Source organism: Paucibacter hankyongi (genome assembly GCF_037482915.1).
Lineage (GTDB): Bacteria > Pseudomonadota > Gammaproteobacteria > Burkholderiales > Burkholderiaceae_C > Paucibacter_A > Paucibacter_A hankyongi.
On sequence record NZ_JBBHJX010000013.1, the window covers coordinates 48,981 to 60,898 of the forward strand.

The 11,918-nt window shown below is 64.2% G+C and carries 9 protein-coding genes; 8 read left to right on the forward strand and 1 reads right to left on the reverse strand.

The window, feature by feature from the left end:
• Nucleotides 1–7: 7 nt before the first annotated feature.
• Nucleotides 8–556, reverse strand: a complete 549-nt coding sequence (locus tag WG899_RS17150; protein WP_339596870.1) for a DUF3455 domain-containing protein — start codon at nt 554–556, stop codon at nt 8–10.
• Nucleotides 557–801: 245 nt separating this feature from the next.
• On the opposite strand from WG899_RS17150, the gene WG899_RS17155 reads away from it, so the two are divergent.
• The 8 genes from WG899_RS17155 (at nt 802) to WG899_RS17190 (ending at nt 11,892) form a co-directional block, all read left to right on the forward strand.
• On the forward strand, nt 802–3,876 hold the full coding sequence (locus WG899_RS17155) for an EAL domain-containing protein (RefSeq protein WP_339596871.1): 3,075 nt from the start codon (nt 802–804) through the stop codon (nt 3,874–3,876).
• A 197-nt stretch (nt 3,877–4,073) separates the two neighbouring features.
• Nucleotides 4,074–5,681 (forward strand): ABC transporter substrate-binding protein, encoded by a 1,608-nt coding sequence (locus WG899_RS17160; RefSeq protein ID WP_339596872.1) that lies wholly within the window; start codon nt 4,074–4,076, stop codon nt 5,679–5,681.
• Nucleotides 5,678–6,715, forward strand: coding sequence for an ABC transporter permease (locus WG899_RS17165; RefSeq protein ID WP_339596873.1), 1,038 nt, complete (start codon nt 5,678–5,680; stop codon nt 6,713–6,715). The genes WG899_RS17160 and WG899_RS17165 overlap by 4 nt, the downstream gene beginning before the upstream one ends.
• Nucleotides 6,716–6,723: 8 nt before the next feature.
• A complete protein-coding gene (gene nikC / locus WG899_RS17170) occupies nt 6,724–7,641 on the forward strand; it encodes a nickel transporter permease (protein WP_339596874.1) in 918 nt (305 codons plus the stop codon).
• Nucleotides 7,641–8,489 (forward strand): ABC transporter ATP-binding protein, encoded by an 849-nt coding sequence (locus WG899_RS17175; protein ID WP_339596875.1) that lies wholly within the window; start codon nt 7,641–7,643, stop codon nt 8,487–8,489. Before nikC ends, WG899_RS17175 begins: the two co-directional genes overlap by 1 nt.
• Nucleotides 8,486–9,271 (forward strand): ABC transporter ATP-binding protein, encoded by a 786-nt coding sequence (locus WG899_RS17180; protein WP_444718863.1) that lies wholly within the window; start codon nt 8,486–8,488, stop codon nt 9,269–9,271. Before WG899_RS17175 ends, WG899_RS17180 begins: the two co-directional genes overlap by 4 nt.
• 37 nt (nt 9,272–9,308) lie before the next feature.
• The gene (locus WG899_RS17185; protein ID WP_444718864.1) at nt 9,309–9,680 is read left to right on the forward strand and encodes a methylglyoxal synthase; all 372 of its coding nucleotides are present in this window, start codon (nt 9,309–9,311) and stop codon (nt 9,678–9,680) included.
• Between the two features lie 103 nt (nt 9,681–9,783).
• A complete protein-coding gene (locus WG899_RS17190; protein WP_339596877.1) occupies nt 9,784–11,892 on the forward strand; it encodes a putative bifunctional diguanylate cyclase/phosphodiesterase in 2,109 nt (702 codons plus the stop codon).
• The last annotated feature ends 26 nt before the right edge of the window (nt 11,893–11,918 follow it).

An 11,918-nucleotide genomic window follows, 5' to 3' on the forward strand; every position in this document is an offset into this window, starting at 1 on the left:
ATTCAACTCAGGGCTTGGCCGAGTTGAACAGGTAGACCGCCTTGTAGGCGATGCGGGCGACTTGGCCTGCCTGGGCCTGCGTGCAGCCGCCGGCCGGAGCCTTGCCGCCGCTGGTGCTGATGCGCTGGATGCTCTGGGTCTGCGCGAACACGCCCGTGCCGCTGTTCGACTTGGCGGCCAGCAGCAACCAGGGGATGGCGTTGGCGTCGGGCCCGTTGTCGCGTCCCTTCACTTCGCCGATCACCTTGCTGCCGTCCTTGGACTCCCAGCTCGGGCCTCCGTAATGCTTGCCGACGCTACGGCCGCTGTCGTCGAACAACTCGGCCTCCGGTCCCTTGAAACTCCACTCAAAGCGGCTTGCATCGTCCTTGTTGGCCATGCATTCATAGATCTGAACGCCATAGGCCTGCAATTCCAAGGTCTGAACCTGTCCGGCCGGCGTCTTGATGGCTTCCGGCAGGGCCGGGGCAGCGGCCTGCGCGCCGGCGCAGTACAGCAAAGCGGAGATCAGGGCGGCGGGCAAGGGGGTTGCTTTGAAGGCAAGGGCTGATTTCATCGGGCTCAATTCGGGACGGACGGGTTGCTGAAGGTGCGGCGGCGCAAGGCGGTGTTGCGCTGCCTGCTCACATGATCGCCGGCCATGGCTCACGGTGACAAAAGTCATCGCCAGCTGCCGGCGATCCTGCGCGACTTACGGGCCTGTCTGCGCGTATTCCCTGTGTTCCTCCGGCGAGGCATGCGCCGGCAGGCCTTGGGGCGAATACGGGTAGAAAAACAGTGGCGCCTACGGACAATATGCCGTTGAAACCGCGTGCTATGCGCTCTTGGGAGTTGAAGATGCCGGCAGCACCAGTGCCCGATCGCGAAGCTGAACGACTGAGCGCCTTGCGCCGTTTGCGGGTACTGGACACCCATCCTGAGCCCGAATTCGACGCCTTGGTGCAGGCTGCCGCATTGGCTTGCGGTGCGCCGATCGCGCGCATTGGCCTGGTTGATGCGGACAGGGTCTGGTTCAAGGCGGGCGTGGGCCTGGAGGGCTTGGACGAGCTGCCCCGCGATGAAGCTTTTTGTTCCCACGCCATCGTGGCGGGCGCCGTGTTTGAAGTCGAGGATGCTCGGCTCGACCCTCGTTTCCGCGACTCGCCCGCGGTCCGTGGGACGGTGGGCTTGCGGTTTTATGCCGGGGCCACTTTGCGCCTGCGGGATGGCGAAGCGGTCGGTACCTTGTGCGTGATGGACACCCAGCCGCGGCGTCTGACCGACAACCAGCGCGAGGTCTTGATCCATTTGGCCGATGCCGTGGTGCATGCCTTGGAACTGCGCCGCGGTGTGCTGACAGAGTTGCGCCTGGCCGCCGAACTGGCCGAGCGCGAGGCCTGGTTTCGCACCCTCAGTGAGGCCGCGCCCATCGGCGTTTTCCATACCAATACCAGCGGTGCTTGCACCTACACCAACCCGCGCTGGCAAGAGATCTTTGGCTTGAGCCTGGCGCAAAGCCTGGGGCAGGGCTGGTCGCAGACGATTCATCCGCAAGACCAGCCCGGCGTGTTCAAGCATTGGCTGGACTGCGCGCGCGCGCAGCGCGACTTTGAAAAGGAGTTCCGCGTGCAGTCGCCGCAGGGCGGCCTGCGCCATGTTCTGTCGCGCAGCCGGCCTGTGCTCGGTGAGGGCGGCGAGTTGATCGGCCATGTCGGCGCGGTGGAAGACATCACCGAACAGGTGCGTGCCCAAGAGAAGCTGCAGGCCAGCGAGGCCCGGCTCAACATGGCCCTGGACAGCGGCCATATCGGCATCTGGGAACTTGATTTGCACAGCGGAGCGTTGGTCTGGGATGCGTGGATGCATCGCCTTTACGGGATGGAGCCCCGCACTGAAGCTATGAGCTACGGCAGTTGGGCGGCCTGCCTGCATCCCGATGATCTGCAGCGCGCCGACCGAGAGGTACAACAAGCCATCAAGGGCTTGAAGCCTTTTGACACGGAGTTCCGGGTGATCTGGCCGGATGGCAGCGTCCACCATCTGCGCGGCTCGGCGCGGCTGGTGTCCGACGCGCAGGGTCGCCCCTTGCGCATGGTCGGGGCCAATTGGGATCTGACCCAAATTCGCCAACTGGCCGAGGAGATGGCGGCGCGCATGAGCGCCGTGTTGGCGGAGCAACATGAGCTGCTGTTGGTAACGCTGCGCTCCATTGGCGATGCGGTCATCACCACCGACGCGACCGGGCAGGTGGTCTGGATGAATCCCACCGCCGAACGGTTGACCGGCTGGGGCGCCGATGAGGCCCGGGGCAGGCCGCTGGAGCAAGTGTTTCACGTCATCGATGAACACAGCCGCGCACCGGCTGAAAACCTGGTGCAGCTCTGTCTGGCCGAGGGCAAGACGGTGGCGCAGGCGCGCCATAGCCTGCTCATCTCCCGAGAAGGCCAGGAATACGGCGTGCAGGATTCGGTGGCGCCGATCCGCAATGAGCGCGGCGAGGTGTTTGGCGTGGTGTTGGTCTTCCATGATGTGACCGAGCAGCGCCGCCTCAGTGGTGAGATGACCTACCGGGCCACCCATGACCCGCTGACCGGTTTGATCAACCGTGGCGAATTTGAATTGCGCCTGCGTCGGGTGTTGGAACAGGCGCAGGGCGACCGCAGCCAACATGCGCTGCTCTACATCGATCTGGACCAGTTCAAGCTGGTCAACGATGCCTGCGGCCATGCGGTGGGCGATCAGCTGCTGCAGCAGGTGGCCCGCATCTTGGGTGAGGCGGTGCGCACGCGCGACACCTTGGCTCGCTTGGGCGGTGATGAGTTTGCGGCGCTGCTGGAGCATTGCTCGCCGACGCAGGCGCAGCGGGTGGCGCAGCAGGTCTGTGACCGCATGGAAGACTTCCGCTTCGTGCATGACCAGCGTCGTTTCCGTATTGGCGCCAGCATTGGCCTGGTGCCCATCAACAAGCGCTGGCCCAATACGGCGGCGATTTTGCAGGCCGCTGATACGGCCTGTTATGCCGCCAAGGACTCGGGGCGCAACCGGGTGCACACCTGGTTCGACACCGACCAGGCCATGCATGCACGGCATGGTGAGATGAAGTGGACCTCCCGCATCGAAAGCGCCTTGGACGAAGACTTGTTTGTGCTGTTCGCGCAGCGCATCGAAACCATGCAGTTGCAGGGCGAGAACGAAGCGCCTGCACGGGGTTTGCATGCCGAGGTCTTGCTGCGCATGGTGGACGCCGATGGCGCGATGATTTTGCCGGGGGCATTTTTGCCAGCGGCCGAACGTTTCAACCTCGCCACCCGCATTGACCGCTGGGTGCTGAGCCGGGTGTTGGACTGGATGCGCGCCGAGCCGCGTTTGCATGAGGTCGAGATGCTCAGCGTCAATTTGTCTGGGCAGTCGATTGGCGACCGGGCCTTCCATCGCTGGGCGCTGGAGGCCTTGCGCGAGGCTGGCCCGGAACTTTGCGGCCGCCTGTGCCTGGAGATCACCGAAACCGCGGCCATCACCAGCTTGGCCGATGCGGCCCTGTTCATCGAGCAGGCCCGCGCACTCGGCGTGCGAGGAGCCTTGGACGACTTTGGTGCCGGCGCGTCCTCATTTGGCTATTTGAAGAATCTGCAGGTCGACTACCTGAAGATTGACGGTCAGTTCGTGCGTGACCTGGTCAGCGATCCGCTGGATGAGGCTGCCGTACGCTGCTTTGTCGATGTGGCCCAGGTGGTGGGCATGCAAACCGTGGCCGAGTACGTGGACAACCCGGCGGTGCTGCAGCGTTTGCGCGAGATCGGCGTCGATTTCTCGCAAGGCTTCTTGCTGCACCGGCCCGCACCGCTGACGATGCTGATCGGTGCGGAGGTGGTGTCACATCTTCTTGAACAGCCCTGATGAGTGGCGATGCCTGATCTCGAGCATGTAGCTCGGCTTGCCGCGGCGCCGGCGAATCCCTCGGTCCGGCGGGTTCACACCTGACCCCGGCGGGGTTGAGCCCTGCTGAACAGGGGTTCGCAAAAAGAGAGCCCGGCTTGCGCTTGCAGCACAATGCGGGCGTTTCAATTCCATCCTCCCCGCCACCTCTCCCGTCCATGCCCGCACAAGACCCCAACCGCCGCGCCCTGCTTGCCAGCACAGCTTTGCTGGGCCTGGGCGCCTGGGCCGGATGCAGCCACGTGGGCACGCCCAAGGACACGCTGGTTCAGGCCTTCGCCTTCGACGACATCATCACCCTGGACCCGGCCGCCTCTTTTGAGGTCTCGGGTGGCGAGGTGCTGGGGAATACTTATGAGCGCCTGGTGGGACTGAATCTGGACGCGCCGGGCCAGGTTTTCGGGGTGTTGGCCGAAAGCTGGCAGGTGTCAGAGGACGGCCTGGTCTTCAACTTCGTGCTCAAGCCAGGGCTGCGTTTTGCCTCCGGCAATGCTTTGACGGCTGAGGACGTGGTGTTCTCCTGGCAGCGTGCGGTGCGTATGGACAAGGCGCCAGCCTTCATCCTGACCCAACTTGGTTTGAGCAAAACGAATGTGGGCGAGCGGGTGCGCCAAACCGGCCCGCTGTCCTTGCAGTTGCAAATTGCCAAACCCTTTGCGCCCAGCTTTGTGCTGAACTGCCTGACCGCCACGGTGGCCTCGGTGGTGGACAAGCGATTGCTTTTGTCCAAGGCCCAGGGTGAGGACTGGGGCGCGGCCTGGCTGAAGCTCAATCATGCGGGTTCCGGCCCTTGGACCTTGCGCGACTGGCGTGCCAATGAGATTTTGGTGCTGGAGCGTAACGAACAATTCCATGGGACAAAGCCAAGCCTGGCCCGGGTCATCTACCGCCATGTGAAGGAGGCCGCGACCCAGCGCCTGCTGCTGGAAAAAGGCGATGTCGATATTGCCCGCAATCTGGCGCCGCAGGACTTGCTGGCGCTGGCCCAGAGCCCGAACATCCAGTTGACGCAGACGCCCAAGGGCTCGCTCTATTACCTGGGCCTGAACCAGCGCCATCCCTTGCTGGCCAAGCCCGAGGTGCGCGAGGCCTTCAAGTGGCTGGTCGATTACGAGGCCATCGGCGCCACCTTGATCAAGGGCATTGGCGTGCCGCATCAGAACTTTCTGCCGCTGGGCCTGCTCGGAGCCAGCAAGGAGCAGCCCTTCCGATTGGATGTGGAGCGCGCACGCGCGCTGCTGGCCAAAGCCGGGCTGGCGCAGGGCTTCAAGATCAGCATGGATGTGCGCACGGTGCAGCCGGTGCAGGGCATTGCCGAGGCGATTCAGCAGACCGCCGCACGCGCAGGCATACAGATCGAGATCATCCCCGGTGATGGCAAGCAGGTGCTGACCAAGTACCGCAATCGTCGCCATGAACTCTTCATCGGTGACTGGGGTTGCGATTATTGGGACCCGCACACCAATGCCGACACCTTCACCCGCAACCCCGACAACCGCGACGACGCCAAGAACCGGCCGTTGAGTTGGCGCAATAGCTGGGAGATTCCCGAACTGACCCGCCAGAGCGATGCCGCCGTGCTGGAGCAAGACCCGCAGCGCCGCATTCAGATGTATGAGGCCTTGCAGGCCGAGTTTCGGCGCAGCAGTCCCTTTGTGATGATTTATCAGCAAACCCAGGTGGCCGGCGTGCGCCGGCAGGTGCAGGGCTTTCGCATCGGGCCGACTTCGGACACGACCTTGATGGCGCCGGTGAGCAAGGCATGAGCACAAGCAAGACCTCTCATTGGCAGGGCCTCGCCGCCGCCGCGCTGCGTTTTATCCCGGTGGTGTTGCTGACCTATCTGGGCCTGCTGGCGGTGACATTTTTCATCGGCCGGGTGGTGCCGGTGGACCCGGTGCTGGCCGTGTTGGGCGACCGCGCCACCGAGGATCAAATGGCGCAGATGCGCGAAGCCATGGGCCTGAACCAGCCGCTGTGGCGCCAGTTTGGCGACTATGTGGGCAAGGTGCTGCGCGGCGAATTTGGCAGTTCGGTGTTGACCGGGCGGCCGGTGCTGGACGACATCGCCCGTGTGTTTCCGGCCACGCTGGAGTTGGCCACGGTCGGCATCGTGATCGGGGCCTCGCTGGGCATTCCGCTCGGTGTCTGGGCCGCGGTGCGGCGCGGCCGCCTGGCCGATCAGCTGGTGCGGGTGATGGGTCTGGTTGGTTATTCGGTGCCGATCTTCTGGCTCGGCCTGATGGGGCTGGTGATCTTTTATGCCAAGCTGGACTGGGTCGGCGGCCCGGGCCGCATCGGCATTGGTTTCGCCTACAGCGTGCCGACGCGCAGCGGCTTGTTGCTGGTGGACGCGGCGCTGGCCGGTGAATGGCAGGCCATGCGTAGCGCGCTGGCGCACTTGGCCCTGCCTGCAAGCTTGCTGGGCTACTTTTCCATGGCCTATATCAGCCGCATGACGCGCAGCTTCATGCTGAAGGAGCTGAGCCAGGAGTACATCGTGGCCGCGCGCGCCAAGGGTTTGAGTGAGGCTCGCATCATCTGGGCCCATGCCTTGCGCAATGCGGCCGTGCCTTTGGTGACCGTGGTTGCGCTCAGCTATGCCGGCCTGCTGGAGGGCTCGGTGTTGACCGAGACGGTGTTCGCCTGGCCAGGCCTGGGGCTTTACATCACCAACTCTTTGCAGAACGCCGATATGAATGCCGTGCTGGGCGGCACGCTGGTGGTGGGCTCGGTCTTTATCGCGCTGAACCTCTTGTCCGACCTGCTGTACCGACTGCTGGATCCGCGCACACGATGAAGACCACGATGGAAAGCAAAGCTGTGCCGGGCTTGAAAGACTGGCTGATGAGTGAGCGCCCGGCCTCGCGGCGCCAAGCCGCGCTGGGGCGGGCCTATGCCGGCTGGTGCGCGTTTGCGCGCAACCGCTTGGCACTGCTGGGCTTGTTCATCATCCTGGGCTTGGCCCTGGTGGCCGCGCTGGCACCTTGGCTGGCGCCCTACCGACCCGACGTGGGGGACCTGATGAGCAGCCGCTTGTTGCCGCCCTCCAGCGCGCATTGGCTGGGCACCGATGACCAGGGCCGCGACATCTTGTCGCGCCTTTTGCATGGCTCGCGCATCACCTTGTTTGTGGTCACCTTGGTGGCCTTGCTGGCCGCGCCGATCGGTTTATTGGTCGGCACGATGGCGGGCTTTCTGGGCGGCTGGGCGGATGCCGTCTTGATGCGCGTGACCGATATCTTTCTGGCTTTCCCGCGCTTGATCCTGGCACTGGCTTTTGTTGCCGCATTGGGCCCAGGCATCGAGAACGCGGTGCTGGCCATCGCCATCACCTCCTGGCCGCCTTATGCGCGGATTGCTCGGGCCGAGACGCTGAGCATTCGCCATGCCGACTTCATCTCAGCGGTGCAGCTGATGGGAGCCTCCAAGGCGCGCATCGTTTGGCGCCACATCATGCCGCTGTGCCTGCCTTCGGTGATCGTGCGGGTCACGCTGGACATGGCCGGCATTATCTTGACCGCCGCCGGCCTGGGCTTTCTGGGCCTGGGCGCGCAGCCGCCGATGCCGGAGTGGGGCGCCATGATCGCGGCCGGCCGCCAATATGTCTTGGACCAATGGTGGGTGGCCGCGGGGCCAGGTCTTGCCATCTTCATCGTCAGCCTGGCCTTCAATCTGCTCGGCGACGGCCTGCGCGATGCGCTCGACCCCAAGGCGGGTGAATGATGAGTGAAGCAGCGATGTTGAGCGTAGACAACTTGCGCGTGGCCTTTCCGCTGCGCGATGGCGGCGTCAATGAGGTGGTGCGCGGCGTGTCCTTCACCTTGGGGCGCGAGCGGCTGGGCATTGTGGGCGAGTCGGGTTCGGGCAAGTCGCAGACCGGCCGGGCCATCATGGGCTTGTCGGCCCCGGAGGCCCGTATCAGTGCCGACCGTCTGAGCTTTGAGGGCATCGATCTGCTGCGCTGCAAGCCGGCCGAGCGCCGCGCGCTGCGAGGGCAACGCATTGCAATGGTCTTGCAGGACCCGAAGTACTCGCTCAATCCGGTCATGCGCATTGGTGAACAGATCGCCGAGACCTTGCTGGCCCACCACAGCTACAGCCGGGCCGAGGTGCAGGCGCGGGTCTTGCGGGCCTTGAGCGATGTTGCCATCGAGGACCCGGCGCGCGTCAGCCGCCTCTACCCGCATGAGGTCTCGGGCGGCATGGGCCAGCGGGTCATGATGGCCATGATGCTGATTGCCGAGCCGCAGCTCTTGATCGCGGACGAGCCCACCTCGGCGCTGGACGTGACGGTGCAACTGCAGGTGCTGGGCATTCTCGACAAGCTGGTGAGTCAGCGCGGCATGGGGCTGATCTTCATCTCGCATGATCTGCGCCTGGTCTCGACTTTTTGCGACCGCATCCTGGTCATGTATGCCGGTCGGGTGGTCGAAGAGATTGCCGCCAGCCGTCTGCATGAGGCGCAGCACCCCTATACCCAAGGCTTGTTGAATTGCCTGCCGCGCTTGCAGGAGCCGCGCCACCCGCTGCCGACCTTGCAGCGGCAAGAGGCCTGGAAGGGGGCTGCATGAGCGAGTCATATCGCATGGGTTTGAGCATCGAGGGGCTGCGGGTCCGCTTTGGTGAATTCACCGCTATTCACGGCCTAAGCCTGCGCTTGGAGCCCGGCGAAAGCCTGGGCCTGGTGGGGGAATCGGGCTCGGGCAAGTCGACGATTCTGCGGGCCATTTGTGGCTTGGTGCCGCGCGCGGCGGGTACCGTGCGTTTGCTCGCAAGCGAAGGAGCTCTGGGGACATTGCCCGAAGCCGGCAGCCGCGAATTCCGCCGCCGCGTACAGATGGTGTTCCAAGATCCCTACGGCTCCCTGCATCCGCGCCAAACGGTGGACAGCATGCTGGCGGAGCCCTTGGCCATTCACAAGCTTGGTGATGCCGAACGGCGCATCGAAGCGGTGCTGGACGCGGTGGGGCTGGGGCAGGGCTTTCGCTTTCGCTACCCTCATCAGCTTTCCGGAGGCCAGCGGCAACGGGTGGCGATTGCGCGCGCCTTGATTTTGGAGCCGCAAGTCTTGCTGCTCGATGAGCCGACCTCGGCGCTCGATGCCTCGGTGCAGGCCGAGGTCTTGAATCTGTTGGAAGCCTTGCGGCGCGAGCGCGGCCTGAGTTTTTTGATGGTCAGCCACGACCTGGCGGTGGTCACGCATTTGTGCGAGCGCTTGGTGGTGATGCAGGCCGGGCGCGAGGTGGAGACGCTGAGCGCCAGCGATCTGGTCGCGCAGCGGCTGCAGGCTGATTACACGCGCCAGCTGATGCGGGCCTCGGCCGGCTTCGTTCGTGAGGCTGCCGCAGCTTGACGCCCTGCTGTAACCGCCAGTCTTTAAGATGGCGGGGATGAAAATTGCGCTGATCGCCCACGATGGCAAGAAGAACGAGATGGTGGCCCTGGCCGCTGGTTTTTTGCCCTTTTTGAAAACTTGCACCTTGATGGCGACCGGCACCACCGGTCGGCGGCTGCATGAAGAACTGGGGCTGGAAATTGAACGCATGCTCAGTGGCCCGCTGGGTGGCGACCTGCAGATTGGTGCTCGGCTGGCCGTGGGGCAAGTTGATGCGGTGATCTTTTTGCGCGATCCGATGACGCCGCAACCGCATGAGCCTGACATCAATGCCCTGGTGCGGGCTTGCGACGTCCACAACGTGCCCTGCGCCACCAATCTGGCCGGCGCCCAGTTGATGCTGAAGTGTTGGGCGAAGACGAGCTGAAAACTCCCGGCAATCTCGGCAGACAGTCCCGCATCAAGCTGGCTAAGATGGCCGCTTGCGCCGCCGCCTTGTGCGCTGGCGCCTTTTTACATTCCCCATATCCATGGCCTTGAAAGAAACGCGAGTCCGCTTTGGTAAGCGCATAGGTACGCGCTTGGGCTTGGCATTTGGCGTGCTGATGGTGTCCTTGCTGGTGCTTGCCTCGCTGACGATGCTGCGCCTGGACGCCTTTTCCCGCGCCTTTACCCGCGTGGTGGGGGAGCAGGCCGAGACGCTGGAAAGCATCAACGACGTCAGTGCCAATGCCGAGGACGCGGCCCGCAAGTTGTTGGTGCTGATCAGTACCGAGCGCGAAACCCGCGTGCTGGCCTATACCGAGATCGATGCCGCCAACCGGCAGTTGGACGCTGCCATGCGCTTGCTCGACCAGCGCCTGCCGGAGGGTGAGCGCCGCGAGGCCTTGGTCAATGTGCAGCAGCGGTTGAAACAATTCCGCGAACGCTATGACCAGACGGTCGATCTGATCGAGGCCGAGCAGCACCAGGACGCACGCGCGATGTTGGGCGGCCGTACCGAGGAGGCGCTGAGCCTGTTGATTGACGGCATTCGCAGCTTGACCAGCTTGGAGCAGGTGGCATCGCTGAAGCAGGCGGAGGGCTTGCGGGGGCAGATCGGGCGGGATCGCAACACCGTGCTTGTCTTGTGTCTGGTCGCCTTGGGTGTGGGCGGTGCGCTGGCTTGGGCGGTGGCGCGCAGCATCGTGCGGCCCTTGTCGCTGACCGAGGCCGGCGCGCGCGAGATTGCGGCCGGCCAGTACGGCCACCGCATCCCGGTCCGCAGCCATGACGAGGTGGGGCAGTTGTCGCTGGCCATGAACACGCTGGCCGAAGCGGTGGGCGAACGCGAGCAGCAATTGCTGCGCATGGCCAATGTGGACATGCTGACCGGCCTGCCCTTGCGCTCACGTTTCATTTTGGATGGCGATGGGCTGCTGAAGAAATTGGCTGCGCAACAAGGCTTGGCCGTGCTGATGTGCATGGACGTTGATCGCTTGAAAACGGTCAACAGCGTGTTGGGCTTTGATGCTGGTGATGCGCTCTTGGTCAGCGCGGCCAGCAAGTTGGCCGGCATGCTGAAGGCCAAGGCCAGCTTTGGACGCCTGGCGGGCGGCACCTTTGTGGCCCTGGTGCCGATGGAGCGGCCGGATGAGGCTGCCCAGTTGGCCGATCAGGTGCAGTCGGCGGTGCAGCACAAGCACAGCTGGCAGGGCCACAGCCTGGATCTGTCGGTGTCGGTCGGCATGGCGTTGTACCCGGAGCACGCGCAGACTTGCGAGTCGCTGCTGCGGCATGCCGAGCAAGCCATGTTCGAGGCCAAGCGCTATCGCCTGCCGATGTCGCTGTACAACCCGAATCTGGAAGCGTCCCGCTTGGCGCATCTGAGCTTGCTGTCGGACTTGCAGGAGGCGATTGAGCAGGGTCAGTTGCGCCAGTTCCTGCAGCCCAAGGTCTCGGCGCTCGATGGCCGCTTGTCCGGTGTAGAGGCGCTGGTGCGCTGGGAGCATCCGCAGCGCGGCTGGCTGCCGCCGAGCGAATTCATCCCCTTTGCCGAAAGCACCGGGCGCATCCGGCAGGTCACCCAATGGATGTTGGAGCAGGCGGTGCGGACGCTGGCAGCATGGCAGGCCGCCGGGCATGAGTTGTCAATAGCGGTCAATGTGTCGACGCTCGATCTGCAAGATGAAGGCTTGCCTGAGCGCGTCGGCGCCTTGTTGGCGGCGTCAGGCGTGCCGCCGCAGTCCTTGCAGCTGGAATTGACCGAGACCGGTTTGCTGGACAGTGGCCTGGACCCGATTGGGGTGCTGCATTCGCTGCGCAAACTGGGGGTGCGCCTGGCTATCGATGACTTTGGCACCGGGCAATCCTCGCTGGCTTATCTGCAGCGGCTGCCGGTCCATGAGCTGAAAATCGACCGCAGCTTTGTCGATGGTGTGGATGGTGATCCACGCCGGCAGGAGTTACTCGATTCCATCGTCAAGCTGGGGCATAGCCTGGGGCTGATGGTGACGGCCGAAGGGGTCGAGAACGAGGCCGAGATGGCGGTCATCCGCCGCACCGGCTGCGATCTGGTGCAGGGCTATTTCATCGCCAAGCCGATGGATTTGCAGCGCCTGCAACAGTGGCGCGACCAGCGGTCGGCCACATCTGCTTAAGCGGCTGAGCGACTGAACCACTGAGT

Coding starts and splice junctions, on each gene's coding strand:
- nikC (WP_339596874.1), top strand. CDS start 6,724: ATGGAAAGCAAAGCTGTGCCGGGCTTGAAAGACTGGCTGATGAGTGAG.
- WG899_RS17180 (WP_444718863.1), top strand. CDS start 8,486: ATGAGCGAGTCATATCGCATGGGTTTGAGCATCGAGGGGCTGCGGGTC.
- WG899_RS17165 (WP_339596873.1), top strand. CDS start 5,678: ATGAGCACAAGCAAGACCTCTCATTGGCAGGGCCTCGCCGCCGCCGCG.
- WG899_RS17185 (WP_444718864.1), top strand. CDS start 9,309: ATGAAAATTGCGCTGATCGCCCACGATGGCAAGAAGAACGAGATGGTG.
- WG899_RS17190 (WP_339596877.1), top strand. CDS start 9,784: ATGGCCTTGAAAGAAACGCGAGTCCGCTTTGGTAAGCGCATAGGTACG.
- WG899_RS17150 (WP_339596870.1), bottom strand. CDS start 556: ATGAAATCAGCCCTTGCCTTCAAAGCAACCCCCTTGCCCGCCGCCCTG.
- WG899_RS17175 (WP_339596875.1), top strand. CDS start 7,641: ATGAGTGAAGCAGCGATGTTGAGCGTAGACAACTTGCGCGTGGCCTTT.
- WG899_RS17160 (WP_339596872.1), top strand. CDS start 4,074: ATGCCCGCACAAGACCCCAACCGCCGCGCCCTGCTTGCCAGCACAGCT.